Below are 21,350 nucleotides of genomic sequence, written 5' to 3' on the forward strand. Positions count from 1 at the left end.
TCAAGACTCATATACAGAAGGCTTAAGAACCGCAATAGAATTAAGATTCCTGTACTTTTCGTCGTAGTCCATGCCAAAACCGACTACAAACGCGTCTGGAATCTCAAAACCAGTGTACGCAATATCTACTTCCACTTCTCGGCGAGCTGGCTTTGTTAAAAGCGCAAACACCTTTACACTCGCAGCACCCCTGCTCTTAAGCTCTTTAACGAGCCAATCCAAAGTCTTGCCAGAATCAACAATATCTTCTACGATCAGCACATCTCGACCGCGAACATCTGTAGTTAAGTCCTCGCGAACCGTAATCTGGCCGCTGGTCTTAGTGCCACTGCCGTAGCTAGAAAGACTCATAAAGTCCATCGGCGCGTTAAGGCTAAGCTCCTGCGAGAAAACAGCAAGCGTGTTTACAGCGCCTTTAAGCACTGCAACAAGCAAAATATCGCGGTTTTTGTAGTCTTTGCTAACTTGAGCAGCAACCTCGCGAATGCGCTTCATAAGCTCTTCGTGGCTGATTAATTCGTAATCAATATCATCTCTTATATCTGCAACTTGCATGCTAACTATAATTGCATAAGAGAATGACGGACATGTTACAACTTACACATTAGGATTTAGACTATAAGCATGGTGTACTCATCTTGTTGGCGCAAAGGAATCGGCCAAGTAAAACGTTGCTTTAATAACATAGGGTTAAACGTGCAAGACCCGCAATTCTTGCAACACGGCGAACACGCAACTTTACCATCCGCTCCTATTGTGTTGGTCGCATGCTCTGGCGGTCGCGATTCACTTGCGCTAACGGCGCTTGCATCAAAAGTATGCGCAAGCAGAGGAATTCAATGCGCAGCAATAATCGTAAATCATAATCTTCAAAAAGACTCAAGCAAAGTGGCGCTTAATGCTGCTAAAACTGTTGCAAAACTTGGAGTAGACGAGTCACTCGTATTTGTTAAATCTGTGCAAGTTAAAGATAACGAAGAGGGAGAAGAAAGCGCAGCCAGAGATGCTAGATACGCTGCGATTATTGAAGTTGCAAAAGATTTGCGCGCGGCGGCGGTTCTTTTAGCACACACAGCAAACGACCAAGCAGAAACGGTTTTAATGAGATTGCGCGATTCTGCTGGCTTGGAGGCCGTGGCTGGAATGAAAGACGTTACAGTTAGGGAGAATGTGCTATTTGCTCGGCCGCTAATTAATCTTACGCGACTTGAAACCACGCAGATTTGCAAGGATTTGGGCGTTGAATGGTGGGACGATCCAACAAACGGCGATTCATCGCCAATCGATGTTGAGCTGCCAAAATCCTACCCGCTGCGCTCTAGAATCAGGCATACACTTATGCCGTATATTTCGCGATTTTTTGACTCAGATATGACTTTGCTGCTTGCAAAAGGAGCGAAATTTGCTCAAGACGACCTAGACTACATAAACTCGCAAGTAAATCTTGTAGAAAAAGAGGCGATTGTAAAAGAGGATTGCAAAGTCAAAATCAAACTTGCGACTCTAGAAAATAGCCACATCTCGATTAGGCGGCGAATCGTAGCTCGCGCGCTAAGTGCTGCTGGAATACGCTTTTCGTCAAATCATATAGAATCAATCGACGAGTTAATAACAAACTGGCATGGCCAAAAGCAGATTGCTCTTCCAGGAGGATATGCAGCAAGCAGAAAATCGCATACTATAACGATTTACGCACGCGCGCTTTGACCGAGCTTGAAGGCAGGTCGTCGCGCGCGCGATATTTCCGCTTTTTGTACGTGATTTAGGTCAAAAATGGTACAAAATGCGGAAGTTTTTCCGCCAAGTGAAGTAGAGATTCGAGATTTTTCGCACTGAATGAGATGAACCTCAGCATGAAATGGTGATTCATCGAATGAAGAAGAAAAATCGAGAATCTCGGCGATGAAAGATACGCAATTGTTCTAGATATTCAGAAGGTTTGATGTATTTCTCTACGAGCAATAAATAGCGCCATCCCAAAACCTAAAACCTTAGAATATTAACGTTCATAAACTATCCGTAAAAGTGCGCGTCACTTGCGAGGAGAGAAATACTCAAACCTCGCGCAACAACAAGCAAAGACGCGAGCAACTAAAGATTGGTCAGCTCCGCCATCATCTTATTAACGCCAACATAAGTGTAGTTAACGTCTCCAGGCGGATTAACAACAACCGCAAAAGTTAGCGCGCCTCCCGACTTTCTAGAAACGTTGCCAACCATAGACGAAACATCACCCAAAAATCCAGTTTTAACACGCATCAATCCAGCTGCCGACTTATCAACAAGACGCTTTCTAGCAGAAGTACACCAAACGCCTGGCAAAGCCAAGCCTTCTGCTGCAGCAGCACCAAGCCCCGCCTTAAGATTTTGCGCTTGAACCTGAATCAAAGTAACCGCGCGAACAGCGGATTTAGGCGAAAGTCCCGAGCAATCCGACATGTGCAATCCGTTTATATCAATACCTAAATCGCGCAAAACATCTTGCACAGCCAAAGTTGCACCCTTTGGAGAATTTGACTTACGCATAGCTAGCGCAGTTAAACGCCCGAACTCTTCCGCAAGGGAATTGTCGGAATGCCTAAGCATATACGCCATTATCTCGCTTAGCGGCGCAGAACAAACGCGCGCAATCTGGCTAAAATCGGCGGAAATAAGCGATTTTTTGTAGCTAACATGCATGGAGTCTGCGCCAGAAATTTTAGCCGCCTTAGTGATTTTTGCAGAATCACCCTTCCATTCGCGAACATCAATGCCAGACTTTTGCAGCAAATTTGCAAAAATCAAACCCGTACTAACCGCAGGATGCCTGTCTAAAAGCGGATAATCGTCGGTATCGTCCGCGTCGTTTCCGTACGAAACCCACGCCGCAAAATCGCGATTGCGCCCCTCATCTACCGCAACAGACGAAGTTGGAGCGTAGAATCTACCTTCTTCGTCGTTCTCGTTAATAAGATCAGGATACCTTTTTGCGCCAAACAGCGAATCGTCAACAGCAAACTGAACAATCTTAACGCCCCGCTTTTTAAGAGCTGCAGCCGTTTTATTTGCAAGAGTTTCTAAACCTGCTCTACCGTTTACGTGATTCGGGTCGCTTTGCCCAGCCCCAAGCAGCATGTCTCCGCCGCCGCGCAAGACAATTCGCGCAGCACTCCCACTCTCGTCGCAGCTTGCATAAACCAGCGTGTCTAGCGTTGAAGCCATGTCTAAAGTATGCGAGGCTGCTAGAGCTGTAAGCGTTTTCATTGTAGACGCTGGTTGCAAAGCAAGATCTTCGTTTTTTGCAGCAATAATCTTCCCGTTTGCATCCGCTATAACAGCCGCCGCATTTGGCCCAAGCGCGGGATTTTCAAGGAATGTTTGTAAAACCTTTTCCGCAGCAGCTTTGTCAACTGGCTTGTTTTTATCTAATTGCTTTATTAAAGACGCGTAATGCGCTATTTTCTTAGGTTTTGGACTGCTTAGCTCTTGCAAAGATTTATTGTTTTTAATTGCCATTCGCGACTGAATAAAATCGCGATTTTGCAAAAGATCTTTGCTATCAAACAGAATGTATCCGCACATTAGTGATACAACGCTTGCAGCTGCGATTAAGCACACAACAGCGCGATTACGTGACTTTGGCGGCTTTTGCATGCCTAAGCTAGACGTAAATCCAGCTTTTTCTCTTGATTCTTTAGACGTAAAAGCATCTTCGGGAATCTCGATTATATTATCTGGATTCTTAACGTTTTCACCGTCTTGCATGCGCACGCCGCCTGTTTTACCGATTAATTGCAACTCTGTATAACTATACAAGCCATGTAGACTATATAAGAACTACATAAAGCCTACATAAGCTATACGCTTGCACACATAAATCGCAGCTCTTACGTGCGCATTAATACTCAAGCAGTAATCGACGCAAATCTGCGCAAGTTTTCTACAATACGAATCATGCGCTTATCCATCACTTTGCCACCAATAATTACGCCAACAACCAGCACAATTGCGCCGTTCACTACGAACAGAATGCATGCAATCCACAGCAGTTGCGGCGCAAGAATAATAAACGCAATCACAGCCGCAACCGAAGGAATCATGCAAACTACAGAAAGAAGCATAAAGCCGATAGCTGCAAAACTTCGCCCGCCAGCACTTCCTTGCGGCCTAGAGAATGGCTTTTCGATTGACGCTACAGGGTACATTGCAATGCACGAAGAAATTAAGCCAATGCCTATGGTCGCAAAAGCTACTCCAATTGGAGAAAGAGTTTGGAACATAACTGCATTCATATTTTGCTGAACATTTGCTACAAAGAAAAGGAAAGCGTAAACCCCTATTCCAAGAATTGCAAAGTACACAGCGCAAATCACGGACCAAACTATTGCGTGCGCTAAACGATCGTGCAAACCTTTTACGCCAATAATCGCATGCATAGTAAAAGCTGTTCCATCGTATGCAATATTGTTTCCAACAACCATTCCCATAAGCGTCGCAGCATATATCATCCAGCCAGAAACACCTATGTCCTGTGCTATAGAACCAAATCCTTTAGCATTAAAACTAGTTCCTCCTGCAACTACCAGCATAAAAAGCGGCGCAATAAGCAAAAACAGTTGACGCATATCTCTTCTCATAACGCTAACAATTCGAGCAATAATCGCACCAACTATGTTGTCTGGAACTGATGCAAAGAAGCCGATTCCCTTAGTTTTAACAACTGTTTTTTGCTCACCGCGAAGTAGCTTAGGCTCTAATTTTGCGCAAAATACAGAGATTGCAAAGCAAGCAGCAATCGTTACAACGCAAATAAGGAAGCGAATAACAAGCGCAAGCCAATTGCCATTAATGACGTCAAGAGGCAAAGCCATAGCAGCGCTTAATGGAGTAAAAGCGGAAACAGCGCAGAAACTTGTACCTAGCGAAATTACAATTGACGAGGGGCTATGCGTATTCATTGACGCAACAAAAAGCATATACGCTACGAAAATAACAAAGTAAAAAATGTTTCTTGAACGCTTGTTTATTAAAATAGTGTCCAAAAGCTCAATAAGCATTTTGCTTAAAGACACGATTGTTGCAACGTAAAGCGGAGCCGCAATTACGCTTACTAAAACCGGCACAATTCCAAAGCTTCTGTACGCTAAAGACCACAAAGCAAGCGCGATTGTGCAACTTATTGAAATCGCTCCAAAAAGGGAGCCAAGAAGCATGCCAGCTTGCTGCTTTACGTGAGGAATACCGTAAAGCGCAAAACTACGCGATTTTAGTGTTGTGTCGCTGCCTAACATAAACAAGTTTATAAACAGCGTAAAAATTGACACAATCGACGCAATCATTATTGGAATCAATTGGAATTCCTGCCAATCTTTAGCGTCTGCAAGCATTCCTGGATTAAGATACTTTCCTGCTTCCCAGCCTGCAAAACCAAGAGCGCATATAATCGCAAGTCCAAAAACAATTGATATACCAAAGCCGATTTTTTGCCAAATTGACTTTCGCATAACAGAAAAAGTAAGCGCCCAACGAAGGCGAACCATTGTAAAAATCATGGACATGATTACTTACCGCCTTTCGCTCACGCGTTGTGGTTGCTTGCGATTGGCGTTGCGTTATAAGACTCGCCGCCGTTAAGCCAATCAATGCGCGCAGCAGAATGACGTCCACCAACAAGCTCCATAAAGCGATCTTCAAGATCTTTGCCTTGAGCAACTTCTTCAAGCGTGCCAGAAGCTGCAACGTGGCCTTCGTTAATAATCGCAACATGCGAGCACATTTTTTCAACTAATTCCATAACGTGCGAAGAAATAATCACAGTGCCGCCAGTAGAAACATACTCGGCTAGAATATCCTTCAAATTTGCGCTAGAAACAGGGTCCACTGCCTCAAAAGGCTCGTCCAACACAAGCACGCGCGGGCTGTGAATCATTGCTGTTGCAAGGCAAATCTTCTTAGTCATACCAGTTGAATAGTCCGAAACCATAGTGTTTGCAGCTTCTGTTAAGTCGAAAGCAGAAAGCAAGTCGTTTGCGCGCTTTACGGATTCTGCGCGGCTCATATCGCGAAGCATGCCAGCGTATGTTAAAAGCTGAAGGCCAGTAATCGTCTTAAAAATCTCATCTGCTTGAGGCATTAAACCGATTGCGCGCTTAGCGCTATTTACATCGCTCCAAACATCGTTGCCAAAAATCGAAGCCGAGCCAGCATCTGGCATAAGCAAGCCCGTAAGCATCTTAATAGTAGTAGTTTTGCCAGCACCATTAGGGCCGACCAATCCATAGAAAGAGCCTGCTGGAATATCTAGCGAAAGATTATCTACAGCAACTTTCTTGCCAAAAGTCTTAACAAATCCGCGAATAGAAACCGCTGAAACTTCTGCACTACTATCACTCGAATCGCTCGAATAAGTGTTTGCACCAAAAACTGGAACAGAATCCACCATATAAACCTCGCAACATACAGATAAACGCACGTATTGCGCCACATTAATTGCGCAATCGCACGTTTACATCAAGGATTCCATTATCTCATATCTTGCGTATAAACACACTACAGGGCAGCATAGTTTACATTAAGTGAGGTAGAGATTCGAGATTTTTCACTACAATTCAACAACTTCGAGCTACGTAATGCGTCAACTATTTCCGCTTTTTGTTGTTGATTTTGCCGTTTAGAGCTACAAAAAGCGGAAGTTTGTAGTGCGTTTGTATGGCGACACGCCGTATTTTAGGTACAATCGCACTACAAGGCAGGTCGTTTCGTTCGCGCAGACCGCAGCAAAATTACCGCCCAGTGTGATGAATCGGCTTCCACTCGCTCTTAGAGAACACAGCTTGGAACGCAATCGGCACATACGAAAGCATAAAAATCGGGAAGCTAAGAACGTACGCAAAAAGCTCTTTGTTAGTAGCTCCAAGCTTATCGTGTTCTACAAGAATAGTAAGCGAAACAAACACCATCATACCCAAAACGCTTGTAACAGTAGTTGTTATAAAGCTAAGCGTTGAATCAATCTGACTTGCCCACGTAACAAATCCAAATGCTGCAAAGATAAATCCGAGTATAAGGCGAATAATCGCAAGCACCATAAACGGGCAAAGCATAAGCGTAAAGTCAACCGACGAAAAATCGCGCTCGCGAATTCCGTGGCGTATAAGAGCCGCTCCGTAATAGCGAAACACTTGCAAAAAGCCCTTACTCCAGCGCAGCCTTTGCCTCCAGCTTTGCCTAAACGAAACAGGCTGCTCGTCGTAAAGAACCGCCGATCCGCAATAGCCCACTTTGTCGCCGTGCAAAATCGAGTCCATTGTAAACTCAAGATCTTCGGTAAGCAGATGGAACTTCCACCCACGATTTCTGTGCATAATCTCGCGCGAAAACATAAATCCTGTTCCACCTGCATGGCAACTAGATCCAAAAAGCATGCGCGAATTGTTAGTAAATCGCGATTCGCGTATAAACCACAATGCAGACCCAGAAGATACCCAATTATCCGATAAATTCACGGAATTTCTGTAACTTGTTAAAATCTGATACCCAGCGTGGAATCCCTTGTTCATCTCTTCAAAATAGTGCAAATCTAGCTTATTGTCTGCGTCAAAAACAAAGTACGCGTCGTAATCTTTGTCTTTTCCAAGCTCCATTATGTGGTCCAAAAGGTAGCTAAGCGCGTAACCTTTGCCAATATGCTGCTTATCGAATCGCTCTATAACATTGCACCCATACTTTCTTCCAACTTGCGCCGTGCTGTCTGTGCAATTGTCGGCAACTAGCCAAATATCTATTAGCTGTTGGTTATAAGTTTGATGCTGTATGCACTCTATAAGATTCCCGATTACAGCTTCCTCGTTTCGCGCAGATATTAAAACCGCGTAATGCTTGTCCATTGGAGCATTCGGAAATACCACTGGCTTTGCAACAAGCGACGCCACTGCGCAAACGCCTTGGTAAATAACGCTGCTCACGCCGATTATGATTACTAAAACGTCGAAAATAGACAAAAGAATCATTTATTCCACCCGCTTCGTGGATTTGTGTTTGTGTTCGATTTTTTGTTTTTACTTTCGTTTGGAATTGTAGCAGATTTATTTGCTTGCGACTTATCTTGCGACTTATCTTTAGCATTTGCATGCAACCCGTCGGCTGCTTGCGATTCGCGAGCCGCTTGCCCACTATCCAAATCCGCATTTTCCGCGCGCTTCTTAGCAATATCGCGATTAACTGCATCTAGAACATCGCGCGAAATCGCCATTGTTTCAATGTATCCAGAATCTTCTTTAGAATTTTGACTTTCGCTAGCATCACTAGAAGAAGCACCAGAATCACTAGAAGAAACATAAGCTTGCTTATACCAATACATAATGTCTTCATTAATCGAAACTCTAGAAGACGAGCCTTTCATAACTCGAAGAACCTTGTCTTTAACAGGCTTTACAAAACTATTACCAATCGCTTCAACACTTGTAACCATAATCGACTTGCGATTAGGCTTTGGATCGTTCATTAATGGAGAATCAACAAGCTTGTATTGCTTTGTGCAAACCTTAAGAATGGCCTGCAAGCTGGCGGTAACAGGAAGCGCCAAAAATGCGCCTAGCGCCCCAAAAACAGCACCCATTACCAACACCGACAAAAATGCTACAGCAGGATTTAAGTCCATTGTTTTTTCGGAAATCTTAGGAGAAATCACCATGTTTTCAATCTGCTGATAGATGGTCACAAAAATAAGAACAGCCAATGCTGACGCAAAACCGTTGGAACCCCAAGCAAATACGATTGGCAAAGCTCCGCCCAAATACGTACCAATCGTAGGCACAAATTGCGAAACTATTCCACAAAACAGCGCAAGCGGAAGCCAGTACGGAACTTTCATAAATATTAGGAAAACCGCAGTACCCGTTGCATTAATCGCAGCCAAAATTGTGCGCGAGAACAAGAAGCTCGATATTTGCTCTTGAACAACCGACCATATAAACAAAAATCGCCTTTGAGACTTAGGATTTAGCAGGCGGCACACACTTCGGCGCATTGCAGGACCTGCAGCCGAAATATAATAAGTAACCATCAAAATGGTAAGCAAATCAAGCAAAGCGGCCATCAAACCCCAGGTGGTGTTAAGTGCAAAACCGCCAAAATCCACAACCCACGATGTTTGAATGTTGCGCAAAATCTCCATTCCAAGCTGCTCGATATTCGGCATCCTAAACCCAGTAGAATTTAGCACAAAATGCGCAAATTGGTTGTATAAATCAGGTAAACCAAGAACCATGGAAACAGCTTGTTGCACAAAAAGATTGCCAAAAAGAACAAGCAGCAAAATAATAACCACAAGCAGCCCAACCAAGCTTGCCAAAGACGCAAAAGCCCTACTCCAACCGTGTTTTATAAGGCGCACAACAAGTGGCTCTATTGCAAGCGCTATAAAAATGGAGATTACAACGTCGAAAACTATAAAAGCTATACTTCCCCACGCGAACCAAACAAAAATCGCAACAAACGCGGCGATTACCGCATACATAAGCGCGCGACTTAGCCAATCAGGAGGCCTGCGATTATCTCCCTTAGCTGGAAAAATCGAAGCTAAGTCGATTTTTGCGCTTGTGCCGTTGCTATCCATACGGCTTTCGTAGTTTTCTTTATTTGTCATAAATTCCATTGTACTTTACAAAGCGTGTAACACAATCAACAAAGCGTGTAACACAATCGTAACCAGATAGTCGAGTCGCTGAAATCCAAAATCTTATGCAACAATCTAAACTATTTACTGAGATTTTTATGAAAGGATCGTGGCATGACCACTTTGCAAACTAAAGAAGATGCCGAGGCTTTGATTAAGCAAGAAGGCATTGAGTACGTATCTGTTCGATTTACTGATTTGATTGGCGTTCAGCAGCACTTTACTGTGCCTGCAAGCGAGTTCTTAAACAGCGCATTTACAGATGGAATGGCCTTCGACGGCTCTTCTATGCAAGGATTCCAGGCTATTAACGAATCAGACATGAAGCTTATTCCAGACGTAGACACCGCATACATTGACCCATTCCGCAAGCACAAGACTTTGAACGTTGCTTTTTCGATTGTGGATCCTGTAACAGACGAGCCTTATTCTAGGGATCCTCGCCAAGTTGCAATTAAAGCCGAAGCCTACTTAAAGGCCACTGGCATTGCCGATACCGCAAGCTTTGCTCCAGAAGCAGAGTTCTTTATTTTCGACAAGGTGCGTTTTGCAAACGACATGCAGCGTTCCTTCTACGAGGTGGATTCTAACGAGGCTCCATGGAATTCTGGCATAGACACCGAAGACGATGGCAGCAATAACATTGGTTTTAAGAACCGCGTAAAGCACGGATACTTCCCTGTTCCACCTGTTGATCACAACCAAGACTTGCGCGACGACATGGTTTACAATCTTCAAAAGGTTGGCTTGATTCTTGAGCGTTCCCACCACGAGGTTGGCGGCGCAGGCCAGCAGGAGATTAACTACCGTTACAACACGCTTGTTCACGCTGGCGACGACTTAATGAAGTACAAGTACGTTGTTCACGAGACTGCTGCTTTGGCTGGCAAGGCTGCAACGTTTATGCCTAAGCCAATTGCTGGAGATAACGGAACTGGCATGCACTGCCATCAGTCGCTTTGGAAGGATGGCAAGCCATTGTTCTATGCGGAAACTGGTTATGCTCAGCTTTCCGATATTGCGCGTTGGTACATTGGCGGCTTGATTAAGCACGCGTCTTCTGTGCTTGCTTTTACAAATCCTTCGCTTAACTCTTATCACCGCTTGGTTCCAGGCTACGAAGCTCCTGTAAACTTGGTTTACTCTGCTCGTAACCGTTCTGCAGCTATTCGTATTCCTCTTGCTGGAGAGGCTCCTGCTGCTAAGCGCATTGAGTTCCGCGCGCCAGATCCTTCTTGCAACCCGTTCTTGGCGTTCTCTGCTCAGCTTATGGCTGGCTTAGACGGCATTATGAACCACATTGAGCCTCCTGCTCCTGTTGATAAAGATCTTTACGAGCTTCCTCCAGAAGAGCACGACGGCATTAAGCAGGTTCCTTCTTCGCTTGGCGAGGCTTTGCAAGCTTTGGAAGAAGATCACGACTTCCTTATGCAAGGCGATGTGTTTACTAGCGACTTGATTGAAACTTGGCTTAATCTAAAGCATGAGGAGATGGATATGGCTCGTTTGGCTCCAACGCCACTTGAGTACGAGCTTTACTTCCATATCTGATATTTGTGATTAATAAAATCCCCCGCAAGAAAACTTGTGGGGGATTTTATTTTGCATTCGTCTTTTATTTTAAATCGCAAAGCCTAGTGTTCTAGCAGCGTTTACAGGAACAGCTTCATCTGCCCAATAATCCTCAAGATTTTCGTCACTAGAAAGCGAGCGCATCTCAGCACGATCAATGTAAAGCTCACCGCGCAAATGATCCGTCTCGTGCTGGAAGATTCGCGCTGGCCAACCGTGCAAGCGTTGCGAATGTTGCTTTCCATCCTCGTCTTGCCAAGTGGCTTGAATGTCTAGCCAACGCTGGCGAACAGCTTGATACCCTGCAACGCTTAAGCAGCCCTCATAAAAACTGCGCGTTTGCGTGCCAATAGGCTCATAGTGTGGGTTGATAATAGCTCTAAATGGCAATTCCGCAATATCTCTAGGGTCGTCTTCGTCATCCCTAACGTGATCTTCTACAACCGCAATCGCTAAGCCAAGACCGATTTGCGGAGCGGCCAAACCAACTCCTGGAGCGTCTAGCATAGTGCTGTGCATAAGCGAAATAAGCTTGTTAAGCGTTGCGCGCGTAAGCTGACCATCGTAAGCAACCGTGCGCTGCCTTAAAACAGGCTCCCCTGCTTGAACAATCGACAAAACGCCATCTTCTGTAGCAGAATCCAAAAGGCGCTCTACTGCGCGGCTAAGCTTAGTGTCGACACTTGCGTGATGCGTAAACATAGGACTCCTTTACAAGGCGATTCTACAAAACTTCTAACTCTATAAATCTAAATTTGACTATTGCTAATGGCATATATGTTAACAACAATACCAAAAGAGCTAGTATATCAAGATTATCCGCTTTTTGTAGTCCTAATCAGCGTGTCGAACAAGAAAATGCGCGAAGGCATGTCGTGTCATTACGTAGGTTACGCCAAGCTAGGTAGAGATTCGAGATTTTTCGCAGCGGATGAAGCGAACCTCAGCATGAAATGGTGATTCGCTGAAGCAGCAAGAAAAATCGAGAATCTCGGCGATGAAAGCCACGCAAAAGTCCTAGATATCCAGAAGGTTTGATGTATTTCTCTACGAGCAATAAATAGCGCCGTACTAAAACCTAAAACCCTAGAATATTAACATTCATAAACTATACGCAAAAGTGCGCGTCACTTGCGAGGAGAGAAATACTCAAACCTCGCGCAATACCGAATAAGGAGAATGTCGTTCGCGCGGTACAGCGCGGAAAACTACAGCTTAAGATTATCCGTTACAACTTGTGCAAGCCGCGCGCAAACCTCATCTGCTTGCTCTTGCGTTGCAGCTTCACACATAACGCGCACAAGTGGCTCCGTTCCGCTTGGTCTAAGAAGAACGCGACCCGTGTCTCCCAAAAGCGCACTTTCCTTCTCTACAGCATTAAGAACAGCAGCATTAGTTTTAGCAGCCATCTTATCTACATTCGGCACATTGACTAAGCATTGCGGAAGTTGTGGGAAGTCGGCAGCCATTTGCGAAAGCTTCTTGCCTTCGCGCACAACTTCTCGGCACAACGTAAGCGCTGTAAGAGTGCCATCTCCCGTGGTTGCAAACTCGCGATTAATCACGTGCCCTGACTGCTCGCCGCCAAGAGAATAATCGCCTCTAAGCATTTCTTCTAGAACGTAGCGGTCTCCAACGCTTGTTTGAACAGTAGAAATGCCCATGTCTTTTAGCGCAAGCTTTAATCCAAGATTGCTCATTACTGTAACAACAAGAGTATTATGATTCAGCTTGCCTTCGGCCTTCTTAGAACGCGCAAGAATGCCCATAATTTGGTCGCCATTAACCATGTTTCCGTTTTCATCAACAGCAAGGCAGCGATCCGCATCTCCGTCGAAAGCTACTCCTAAATCGGCCTTAGACGCCTTAACCATGGCTTGCAACTGCTCGGGATGCGTGGAACCCGCGTGATCGTTAATGTTGTAGCCATCTGGAGAAGCGTTAATAACAATCACTTCTGCGCCAGCTCTGCGCAATGCTTCTGGAGCTACTACAGATGTTGCGCCATTTGCGCAATCTGCCACTACTCTAAGACCTGCAAGCGGCTTAGGACGAGTAGAAGACTCACTGCTTAAAGGTGCTACAGAAGAAACAAGATGATCAATATAAAGATTTGTAGCTGTAGTGGTATCGTGGCTGATTCGCCCAACACCGCTGCCCGTAGGACGCTGCCAATCCTTGCCTAAAACTGCTTCAATCTCGTCTTCTTTACTGTCTGGAAGCTTAAAACCGCCACGCGCAAAGAACTTGATTCCATTATCTGGCATTGGATTATGCGAAGCAGATATTACTGCACCCATCTCTACGTTTAGCACAGAAGTTAAAAAGGCCACGCCAGGAGTTGGGATTATGCCAGCGTCTATAACGTCAAATCCGCCTGCACTCATGCCAGCTGCCAACGCGGACGCTAGAAAATCTCCAGAAACGCGAGTATCGCGACCAACCAGCGCCCTTCTCCTAGCGTGCATCTTTTTCCCTGTATCTTCGCTATTTGAATCGCTGCTATGCGTTGCCTCTCCTAAAACACGAACGGCAGCATCGCCTAAATCTAGCGCTAATTGTGCAGTCAAATCGCGATTTGCTAATCCTCTAACGCCATCGGTACCGAACATATTTGGCATAATCAGACTCTTTCAATTAGATTTCAAAAAACACACTGTGTTCTATTTTACTCTGCAATGCGCTAGACGCGCCACAGTTTCACTCTACGACTTAAGCACTTAATAATTAAACACAAAACCAGGTTACGAGCATAATATATGCACAAAAAACAATTAAGCCCGCCTAAAAAGACGGACTTAATATTTAATGCTATTTAATGCTTAAAGTGATTAAATCACTCAAATAAAGCCAATAAACTAAAATCAGGCTTCTACTGGAGCATTAACATCTGCAGGCAAAGCAGCCTTAGCAGCTTCGACGATTGCCTTAAAGGTCTCAACATCGCTAACAGCAAGCTCGGCCAAAGCGCGGCGATCCAATTCGATGCCAGCTAAGCGCAAGCCCTGAATAAAGCGGTTGTAGGTGATTCCTTCTGCGCGAACAGCAGCGTTAATGCGCTGAATCCACAACTTGCGGAAGTCGCCCTTGCGAGCCTTGCGGTCGCGGAAGTTATAAGTAAATGAGTGAAGCAGCTGTTCCTTTGCCTTGCGATAAAGGCGGGAACGCTGACCGCGATAACCCGAAGCCCTATCAAGAACAACGCGACGCTTCTTGTGAGCATTAACTGCGCGTTTTACTCGTGCCATAAGTATTCCTCAGCTTTCTTAAAAATTTTAATTGCGTCTTTGTTTTACTGCACTTACTTAGCCAGCAAGCCCTTCAAATTCTTGCTCTGTGCTGTAGCTAAAACCTTATCTGCAGACAAAGCACGACGCTTACGAGCAGACTTATGCTCCAAGTTGTGGCGCATTGCGCTACCATCGTGCATTACCTTACCAGTGCCGGTGAGGCGAACGCGCTTGGACGCTGCGGAATTAGTTTTCATCTTCGGCATTGCTGCCCTCCTTATGATTCTGATCAGATTCTACAGAAGCTTTTGCGGACACATCGGCCGCTGCCTGAGCTCCTTGCTTTGCCGCAAGTCGTGCTGCTTGACGAGCTTGACGCTCTGCGCGCGATTCAGCGCCTCTACGACGCTGCTCAGACTGAGTATGAATCTTTTTACCCTTAGGCGCGAGAGTCATTATTATGTTACGACCCTCCTGCTTAGGGGCAAACTCCACGGTTCCACTTTCGGAAACCTCATCTGCAAGCCTACGCAATAACTCAACTCCGCCTACAGGCCTCGACTGTTCGCGGCCACGTAGCATAATGGTGACTTTTACTTTATCTCCACCATTTAGGAATCGAAGAACATGACCCTTCTTAACGTCGAAATCGTGATCGTCAATCTTGAGTCGGAAACGAATTTCCTTAATCTCGGCCGTACTTTGATTACGACGCGCTTCACGAGCCTTAATCTTCTCGTTGTACTTGTACTTACCGTAGTCAATAAGCTTGGCTACAGGAGGCTTAGCAGTAGGCGCAACCTCTACAAGATCGAGGTTTGCTTCCTTTGCTAGGTTCAACGCTACCGAGGTCGCAATAACACCCACCTGCTCGCCTTTCGGACCGATAAGGCGTACTTGTGAGACGCGAATCTCTTCGTTAATGCGTGGTTCGTCGCTAATGATGACTCCAATCCTTGTTAAAACAGTGGAACAGCGCACCAAAAGGTCAAAGATAAATTCAAGTTCAAACATCAATCAAATGCGCTTAAGAATAGCGCTATAGCAGGCATATTGCTACGTGACCGAAGTCATGAACCCGAAACCCTTTAGGCTTCCAGGTGGGATATACCACTTTCTTGATTACTCAAGCCAAATATTCATTCTACTTGAAGCCTTGACAATAATCAACCATGCTCAAAAATACTAAACAAGTCGCATTAAATCTCAAGAAGCCGCAACAAAACACGCGATATAATCGCAATTCCACGCGCGCGATATTATATGACTATGGAGCCTTTGAAGCGCTGCGTTGTTTTAGCAGCTGGAGATTATTACGACCATACGCGCGAACACGTTCCTGATCGCGCTTTAACTATTGCAGCCGATGGTGGCTGGGATCATGCGTGCAGACTTGGTTTACACGTTGATGCTCTAATTGGCGACTTTGACTCCGTGCGATTAAAACTCCCAACAGACGCTGCGATTACGCGACTTCCTGCCGAAAAAGATGACCCTGATTTGCTTTCTGCTCTTAAAGTTGGCTGGTCTAAAGGCTCTAGAGAATTCCATATTTTTGGCGGCTTAGGTGGCCGCGTTGATCACACGATTTCCAATATTCAGCTTATGGTTCGACTTGCAGTTAGAGGCGGAATTGGATTCTTGTATGGAGACGGCACGATTGTTACAGCAATTCACAACGGTTCCCTTGACTTTCCTGCGTCAGGCGGCCCCGAAGGCCGAATGGTTTCTGTGTTCTCACACACGCCTGTTTCTAACGATGTAAACGAGATTGGGCTTAAATATCAACTTCAGCACGAAACTATGTATGGCGATGCCGTTCAAGGCCTAAGCAACGAATTACTAAATGACACTCCTGCGCATATTGACGTTCACGAAGGCACTCTTGTAATCACATTCCCTATAGACGCTCCACTGCCGCAAGTTAGCTGGTTTAAGCGACCAGTTGGCGATTTGGGAGATGTAAACGCTAGCGTTTCAAGCGCTCTAGCTGTTGCGCCAAAGTAGTGCGAATAATCGCAAATGCGCGATGCAACAAGGCAAAATGTTGCGCAAGTGTAATACAAAATGATGCACTAACGTAGTACATGCCGCACATTAAAATGAACATGTTAGTTTAAATAACGAAGACCAAAAACGTATTGTTAAAAATCGCGAAAAATCGCAAAAACCGTGCGTTGAGGTTTCACTCAAGGGAGATCACACATGACAGTCAAGATTGGTATTAACGGCTTTGGACGTATCGGCCGTTTGGCATTCCGTCGTATTTTTGAGCTTCAAGCTCGTGGCGGTCAAGCTGGTGATATTGAAGTCGCAGCCATCAACGATCTGACCACTCCTTCAATGCTTGCTTACTTGCTTAAGTACGACAGCACTCATGGCACTTTCCGCCACGACGATGGCACCCCAGTTGAGGTGACTTCTACCGAAGACGCAATCGTGGTAGATGGCAAGACTTACAAGGTTTACGCCGAAAAAGACGCAAACAACATTCCATGGGTTAAGAACGATGGTGTTGAGTTCGTGCTCGAGTGCACTGGTTTCTACACTTCTGCAGAAAAGTCCCAGGCTCACTTGAACGCTGGAGCTAAGAAGGTTCTTATCTCTGCTCCTGCTAAAGACGAAACCACCCCAACCGTTGTGTTTGGTGTAAACCAAGAGATCTTAAAGCCAACCGACAACATTGTGTCTGCTGGCTCTTGCACCACCAACTCCATGGCTGCAATGGTTAAGCTTTTGCAAGATAATTGGGGCATTAAGTCTGGCTTTATGACCACTATCCATGCTTACACTGGCACCCAGATGATTCTCGACGGCCCACGCGGCTCCAAGCCACGCAACAACCGTTCTGCTGCTTGCAACACAATCGAGCACTCCACTGGTGCTGCTAAGGCAATCGGCAAGGTTGTTCCAGAGGTTAATGGCAAGCTTCAGGGTCATGCTCAGCGTATTCAGGTTCCAGATGGATCCGTTACCGAGTTGACTACTGTTCTCGAGAAGCCAGCAACCACCGAAGAAATCAACGAAGCCTTTAAGAAGGCATTTGAAAACTGCGATTACTTTGGCTACAACGCCGATAGCATTGTGTCTTCCGACATTATTGGCGATACCCACGGTGGCGTTTTCGATCCAACTCAAACCGACGTTAACACTGTTGACGGCGTAACCTTGGCTCGTACCGTTACCTTCTACGACAACGAATATGGCTTTACTGCTAACATGATTCGCACATTGCTTTACTTCGCTGAGATTGCTGAGTAAAATTAGCGAAACAAATAAAGCTAAATAAAACTACAAACCCCTTGCGGTGACTCATCGCAGGGGGTTTTCGCAACGCATTGCACACGGGGGTAAAAATGGGCAAAAAACATGCTGCAACAGGCAAAGCAACGCCAGCAATCGCACAGCTAGAAAATGCTGGAATCACATTCCGCGTTGTTGACTACGAGCACGATGCAGACCACATGGATGACGGCTACGGCATGGAAGCAGCGCAAAAATTAGGCGTAAACGCAGAGCAAGTTTGCAAAACGCTTATGGTAGACACAGGCGAAAAGCGCGTAGTCGGCATTGTGCCAGTAAACGCTCGATTAAGCATGAAGGCAATTGCTAGCGCAGTAAATGCCAAAAAAGCCAGCATGACAAGCCCAGATGTAGCTCAACGAGAAAGTGGCTATGTTGTTGGCGGAATCAGCCCATTTGGTCAGCGCACTCATCACGAAACTGTGTTGGATGCTAGCGTTATGCACTTTGACGAGATTCTTGTTTCTGGAGGAAAACGCGGACTAGACGTTGTTCTAAATCCAAACGATTTGGTTAGCTTGCTTAACGCAACTGTGGCAAATATTCTAGCTTAAAGCTAGCAAACGTCGTGGCAACGTGCGATAATCCGTAAGGTTGTTCATTTTAATCGTTAGGAGTTTATTATGGGTATGCGTGGACGCAAGCGCAAGGCTCGCCGCAAAAAGGCAGCAAATCACGGCAAAAGGCCAAATGCTTAATGCAAATGCTTAATACGTTTGATTTGCGTATAAATTTGTAACTAAAAGCCCACGGATTTATTACCGTGGGTTTTTTGTTTACGTGATTTTTAATCAAACAACCAAACGACTCAAAAACGCACGCAAGGGTCTTCGCTGCATTCTAGGATTATTGCATGGCAAAGAACATAGATGAGTTGCTAGAAGCACTAGAAAAAGCACCGCAGCAAGATAAAAACACAACATTGTGCAAATCAATGCTGCTTGGCTTCGACACAGAAACAACGGGCGCAATTATTGGCAGTGATTCAATATGCTCTGCAACGCTCGTTTTTAGAGACCCAGCGCGTGGGCATAACAATGACGTTATTGCAACGTGGCTTGTAAACCCGCATAAGCAAATCAACCCTAAAGCAAGCGAAGTAAACGGCTTTACAAACGAGTTTTTGCAAGAAAACGGAGGCGAACCAACTCAAGAAATCGAATTACTTGGAAAAGCCATTAGCCTTGCACAAAGCAAGAATATTCCACTTCTTGCATACAATGCGCCTTTTGACGTTAAAATGCTAAATCATGATTTGCAAAGATGGAGTCTTGACTCTTTGCAAAATCGCCCAAAAAGCACGATTAATGGCGGCGAGATGCTTGTTGTAGACCCTCTTGTTATAGATAGAGCCATTTCTAAGCGCACTGGCAAACGCACTCTTACATACACAACGCAGTTTTATGGCGTGGAGCCAATTGGCAATTTTCATGATGCTACAGCAGATACAGTTGCTGCAGTTGATTTGATTGAGCCTATAAGTGAGTTGCACGAAAACGTTGCAAATCTTAAGTTATGCGAGATTATGAATTGGCAGCGAGACGCCTACGCAAAGTGGAAGTTAAGTTTTGATAGCTGGCTTAAGTCTAAAGGAAGACCAGCTAGCGAAGGAAGCTGGCTGTGATTAATGGCGATTCTTGTGCAATTTGCGCGCGAAAAAATCGCAAGCAACCGCACATCAAATAAGCATAACTAAAATAAAATAAAATCAACTAAAATAAAACGTAAATAATAAAAATAACACGGAAAACAACACGGAAAAGCGAAATGTCTTTACAAAAATTATCTCTAGACGAAGCATGCAATATTTTGTTGAAGCAAAATCTTTTGCGAGAAATAATACAAAATAAAAGTGCGCAAAAACATGACGATTTAACGCACGAAAACGACCAAACTTGGTCAATAGATGCTAGCGATTTTAGTGACCACTCAAAGCCATACAGCCACATAACGTACGATTCGCGCGATATTAAGCCAAACACTTTGCTTTTTATTAAAGGCAATTTTAAGCCAGAATATCTTAAAGACGCAGATAAAAACGGCTTAAATGCATACGTTGCTCAGGATTGCTATGCGGAATACACTAATGCGGTTGGGTTGATTGTAACAGATGTTCGTAAAGCTATGAGCGTACTTTCGGCTGCATTCTTTAACAATCCGCAAGAAAAGCTTACGACTATTGGCATTACGGGAACAAAAGGCAAAACAACCACAGCATACTTTACTCATGCTATTTTGAACGCACATTCTAATGGCAAAGCTGCGCTATTCTCTTCGGTAGACAATTGTTTAGACGGTAAAACATATATTGAATCGGACTTGACTACACCAGAAAGCCTAGACGCGTTTAGAATGATGAGCCAAGCTGTAGAAAATGGCATGAAATACCTTGTTATGGAAGTTTCGTCGCAAGCGTACAAAGTCAACCGCGTGTATGGATTGCACTTTAATGTTGCAGCATTTTTGAACATTAGCCCAGATCACATAAGCCCAATCGAACACCCGACTTTTGAAGATTATTTGTATTGCAAACGTCAAATCGTAAAAAATACGGATGCACTTGTGCTTAATGCGGATTGCGCGCATGCGGATTTGCTTCTTCAAGACGCACAAAAAAATGGCGTAAAAGTCACGACTTTTTCCAGAATACACAAAGAAGAACTAGACGGAAACACTTGCAATTGCCCAGAATGCAGCGATTATTCCGATATTCATCCTTACGAAAACAGCGAAAAATACCCAGAGCTTGTTTTGCCAAGATATGTAGCGATACCCGAGCCGCAAGGGTTGAAAGAATTGCAAGAATCGCAAGAATTACCAAGCTCACAGGAGCATTGTATTGCGATTTTAGAAGGCGAAGCTAGCGAGTACGTAAATCAAGACATGCCTAATTACAGCGCTATAGACAAATTCAATCTAAAGATTGCTGGCGACTTTAACTACGAGAACGCATTGGCTGCAATTGCAATTGCACAAAACGCGCAACCAGATTTAATCAACAATGTTGAAGCTTTGCACGCGATTGAAAACGTTGAAATTCCAGGGCGCATGGAGATTTTTAAGGATTCAAAATCCAACACGATTGCAATAGTTGACTACGCGCATAATTACGTTTCTGTAAAAGCGCTACTGGACTTTGTTGAAGAAAGATACGCAAGCCAGAGTTTATACACGACTCTTGTTACGGGGTCTGCTGGAAACAAAGCATACGACAGGCGCAAAGAGATTGTTCAAGCTGCGCAAAATCGAATCGACGAGTTTGTGTTTACAATCGAAGACACAAACACCGAAGATCCAATGGATATTTGCAACGATATGCAATCTTGCATAACAATCCCAAGCGTTAAGTCGCAAATAATAATCGATAGAACGCAAGCGATTGAGCACAGCGTAAACGAAGCTAGAGAGCGCAGCGAGCACAGCAAACGCGATGAAGATAACGACTTATTAAGCGTAATCCTCATTATTGGAAAGGGCGACGAGCGCTGGATTAAGCACAACAACAAGCACGTTCCTTACGAAAGCGATTCGCTTGTTATTAAGCGCCTATTTAGCTAGTTTAGCTAAGCGCCTATTAAGCTAGCGGCTCT

General features: G+C 44.8%; 19 protein-coding genes. 8 read left to right on the plus strand and 11 right to left on the minus strand.

What is annotated here, in order from left to right; genetic code table 11:
• On the minus strand, positions 1–555 hold the full coding sequence (hpt, locus tag HXT30_RS04355; RefSeq protein WP_422111379.1) for a hypoxanthine phosphoribosyltransferase: 555 nt from the start codon (positions 553–555) through the stop codon (positions 1–3).
• Positions 556–624: 69 nt separating this feature from the next.
• Between hpt and tilS the strand changes: the two genes are divergently transcribed.
• Positions 625–1,707 (plus strand): tRNA lysidine(34) synthetase TilS, encoded by a 1,083-nt coding sequence (tilS, locus tag HXT30_RS04360; protein WP_422111380.1) that lies wholly within the window; start codon positions 625–627, stop codon positions 1,705–1,707.
• 384 nt (positions 1,708–2,091) lie between these two features.
• On the opposite strand, the gene HXT30_RS04365 is transcribed toward tilS, so the two are convergent.
• From HXT30_RS04365 to HXT30_RS04385, 5 genes are all read right to left on the minus strand, one after another.
• Complete coding sequence (locus tag HXT30_RS04365) at positions 2,092–3,744, minus strand: D-alanyl-D-alanine carboxypeptidase/D-alanyl-D-alanine-endopeptidase (protein WP_422111381.1); 1,653 nt, start codon at positions 3,742–3,744, stop codon at positions 2,092–2,094.
• A gap of 140 nt (positions 3,745–3,884) precedes the next feature.
• Positions 3,885–5,537: a hypothetical protein gene (locus HXT30_RS04370; protein WP_422111382.1), complete on the minus strand. Its 1,653-nt coding sequence runs from the start codon at positions 5,535–5,537 to the stop codon at positions 3,885–3,887.
• Between the two features lie 20 nt (positions 5,538–5,557).
• Positions 5,558–6,421 carry an ABC transporter ATP-binding protein gene (locus tag HXT30_RS04375; RefSeq protein WP_415694662.1) on the minus strand — a complete coding sequence of 288 codons (864 nt, stop codon included), beginning with the start codon at positions 6,419–6,421 and terminating at the stop codon, positions 5,558–5,560.
• Between the two features lie 340 nt (positions 6,422–6,761).
• On the minus strand, positions 6,762–7,988 hold the full coding sequence (locus HXT30_RS04380; RefSeq protein ID WP_004130024.1) for a glycosyltransferase family 2 protein: 1,227 nt from the start codon (positions 7,986–7,988) through the stop codon (positions 6,762–6,764).
• Positions 7,985–9,625 (minus strand): AI-2E family transporter, encoded by a 1,641-nt coding sequence (locus tag HXT30_RS04385; RefSeq protein ID WP_422111383.1) that lies wholly within the window; start codon positions 9,623–9,625, stop codon positions 7,985–7,987. Before HXT30_RS04385 ends, HXT30_RS04380 begins: the two co-directional genes overlap by 4 nt.
• Positions 9,626–9,769: 144 nt before the next feature.
• Here HXT30_RS04385 and glnA point away from each other — a divergent pair, with 144 nt between their 5' ends.
• Complete coding sequence (glnA, locus tag HXT30_RS04390) at positions 9,770–11,206, plus strand: type I glutamate--ammonia ligase (RefSeq protein WP_016819218.1); 1,437 nt, start codon at positions 9,770–9,772, stop codon at positions 11,204–11,206.
• A gap of 69 nt (positions 11,207–11,275) precedes the next feature.
• Here glnA and HXT30_RS04395 read toward each other — a convergent pair whose 3' ends face one another.
• The 5 genes from HXT30_RS04395 to infC form a co-directional block, all read right to left on the minus strand.
• Complete coding sequence (locus HXT30_RS04395; protein WP_004130015.1) at positions 11,276–11,929, minus strand: peptide deformylase; 654 nt, start codon at positions 11,927–11,929, stop codon at positions 11,276–11,278.
• Positions 11,930–12,435: 506 nt separating this feature from the next.
• On the minus strand, positions 12,436–13,848 hold the full coding sequence (gene glmM / locus HXT30_RS04400; protein ID WP_004132710.1) for a phosphoglucosamine mutase: 1,413 nt from the start codon (positions 13,846–13,848) through the stop codon (positions 12,436–12,438).
• Between the two features lie 243 nt (positions 13,849–14,091).
• Positions 14,092–14,475 (minus strand): 50S ribosomal protein L20, encoded by a 384-nt coding sequence (gene rplT, locus HXT30_RS04405; protein WP_004114536.1) that lies wholly within the window; start codon positions 14,473–14,475, stop codon positions 14,092–14,094.
• Positions 14,476–14,528: 53 nt separating this feature from the next.
• Entirely contained in the window at positions 14,529–14,723 is a 195-nt protein-coding gene (gene rpmI, locus HXT30_RS04410; RefSeq protein ID WP_004112988.1) for a 50S ribosomal protein L35, read from the minus strand.
• Positions 14,704–15,471, minus strand: a complete 768-nt coding sequence (infC, locus tag HXT30_RS04415; RefSeq protein WP_016636400.1) for a translation initiation factor IF-3 — start codon at positions 15,469–15,471, stop codon at positions 14,704–14,706. The genes rpmI and infC overlap by 20 nt, the downstream gene beginning before the upstream one ends.
• 255 nt (positions 15,472–15,726) lie before the next feature.
• On the opposite strand from infC, the gene HXT30_RS04420 reads away from it, so the two are divergent.
• The 6 genes from HXT30_RS04420 (at position 15,727) to HXT30_RS04445 (ending at position 21,318) form a co-directional block, all read left to right on the plus strand.
• On the plus strand, positions 15,727–16,464 hold the full coding sequence (locus HXT30_RS04420; RefSeq protein ID WP_080649649.1) for a thiamine diphosphokinase: 738 nt from the start codon (positions 15,727–15,729) through the stop codon (positions 16,462–16,464).
• A gap of 198 nt (positions 16,465–16,662) precedes the next feature.
• Complete coding sequence (gene gap / locus HXT30_RS04425; protein WP_016636398.1) at positions 16,663–17,718, plus strand: type I glyceraldehyde-3-phosphate dehydrogenase; 1,056 nt, start codon at positions 16,663–16,665, stop codon at positions 17,716–17,718.
• Positions 17,719–17,813: 95 nt separating this feature from the next.
• Positions 17,814–18,314, plus strand: a complete 501-nt coding sequence (ybaK, locus tag HXT30_RS04430) for a Cys-tRNA(Pro) deacylase (protein ID WP_004130002.1) — start codon at positions 17,814–17,816, stop codon at positions 18,312–18,314.
• 69 nt (positions 18,315–18,383) lie between these two features.
• On the plus strand, positions 18,384–18,458 hold the full coding sequence (locus tag HXT30_RS04435) for a 50S ribosomal protein bL37 (protein WP_369803150.1): 75 nt from the start codon (positions 18,384–18,386) through the stop codon (positions 18,456–18,458).
• A 155-nt stretch (positions 18,459–18,613) separates the two neighbouring features.
• On the plus strand, positions 18,614–19,384 hold the full coding sequence (locus tag HXT30_RS04440) for an exonuclease domain-containing protein (protein ID WP_422111384.1): 771 nt from the start codon (positions 18,614–18,616) through the stop codon (positions 19,382–19,384).
• Between the two features lie 143 nt (positions 19,385–19,527).
• Positions 19,528–21,318: a UDP-N-acetylmuramoyl-L-alanyl-D-glutamate--2,6-diaminopimelate ligase gene (locus tag HXT30_RS04445; RefSeq protein WP_422111385.1), complete on the plus strand. Its 1,791-nt coding sequence runs from the start codon at positions 19,528–19,530 to the stop codon at positions 21,316–21,318.
• The last annotated feature ends 32 nt before the right edge of the window (positions 21,319–21,350 follow it).

Source organism: Gardnerella sp. DNF00571G, from assembly GCF_049262695.1.
Classification (GTDB): Bacteria; Actinomycetota; Actinomycetes; order Actinomycetales; family Bifidobacteriaceae; genus Bifidobacterium; species Bifidobacterium piotii.

Excerpts from the sequence above, each read along its gene's own strand:
- hpt (WP_422111379.1), bottom strand. The coding sequence starts at position 555 with ATGCAAGTTGCAGATATAAGAGATGATATTGATTACGAATTAATCAGC.
- tilS (WP_422111380.1), top strand. The coding sequence starts at position 625 with ATGGTGTACTCATCTTGTTGGCGCAAAGGAATCGGCCAAGTAAAACGT.
- HXT30_RS04365 (WP_422111381.1), bottom strand. The coding sequence starts at position 3,744 with ATGCAAGACGGTGAAAACGTTAAGAATCCAGATAATATAATCGAGATT.
- HXT30_RS04370 (WP_422111382.1), bottom strand. The coding sequence starts at position 5,537 with ATGTCCATGATTTTTACAATGGTTCGCCTTCGTTGGGCGCTTACTTTT.
- HXT30_RS04375 (WP_415694662.1), bottom strand. The coding sequence starts at position 6,421 with ATGGTGGATTCTGTTCCAGTTTTTGGTGCAAACACTTATTCGAGCGAT.
- HXT30_RS04380 (WP_004130024.1), bottom strand. The coding sequence starts at position 7,988 with ATGATTCTTTTGTCTATTTTCGACGTTTTAGTAATCATAATCGGCGTG.
- HXT30_RS04385 (WP_422111383.1), bottom strand. The coding sequence starts at position 9,625 with ATGACAAATAAAGAAAACTACGAAAGCCGTATGGATAGCAACGGCACA.
- glnA (WP_016819218.1), top strand. The coding sequence starts at position 9,770 with ATGACCACTTTGCAAACTAAAGAAGATGCCGAGGCTTTGATTAAGCAA.
- HXT30_RS04395 (WP_004130015.1), bottom strand. The coding sequence starts at position 11,929 with ATGTTTACGCATCACGCAAGTGTCGACACTAAGCTTAGCCGCGCAGTA.
- glmM (WP_004132710.1), bottom strand. The coding sequence starts at position 13,848 with ATGCCAAATATGTTCGGTACCGATGGCGTTAGAGGATTAGCAAATCGC.
- rplT (WP_004114536.1), bottom strand. The coding sequence starts at position 14,475 with ATGGCACGAGTAAAACGCGCAGTTAATGCTCACAAGAAGCGTCGCGTT.
- rpmI (WP_004112988.1), bottom strand. The coding sequence starts at position 14,723 with ATGCCGAAGATGAAAACTAATTCCGCAGCGTCCAAGCGCGTTCGCCTC.
- infC (WP_016636400.1), bottom strand. The coding sequence starts at position 15,471 with ATGTTTGAACTTGAATTTATCTTTGACCTTTTGGTGCGCTGTTCCACT.
- HXT30_RS04420 (WP_080649649.1), top strand. The coding sequence starts at position 15,727 with ATGGAGCCTTTGAAGCGCTGCGTTGTTTTAGCAGCTGGAGATTATTAC.
- gap (WP_016636398.1), top strand. The coding sequence starts at position 16,663 with ATGACAGTCAAGATTGGTATTAACGGCTTTGGACGTATCGGCCGTTTG.
- ybaK (WP_004130002.1), top strand. The coding sequence starts at position 17,814 with ATGGGCAAAAAACATGCTGCAACAGGCAAAGCAACGCCAGCAATCGCA.
- HXT30_RS04440 (WP_422111384.1), top strand. The coding sequence starts at position 18,614 with ATGGCAAAGAACATAGATGAGTTGCTAGAAGCACTAGAAAAAGCACCG.
- HXT30_RS04445 (WP_422111385.1), top strand. The coding sequence starts at position 19,528 with ATGTCTTTACAAAAATTATCTCTAGACGAAGCATGCAATATTTTGTTG.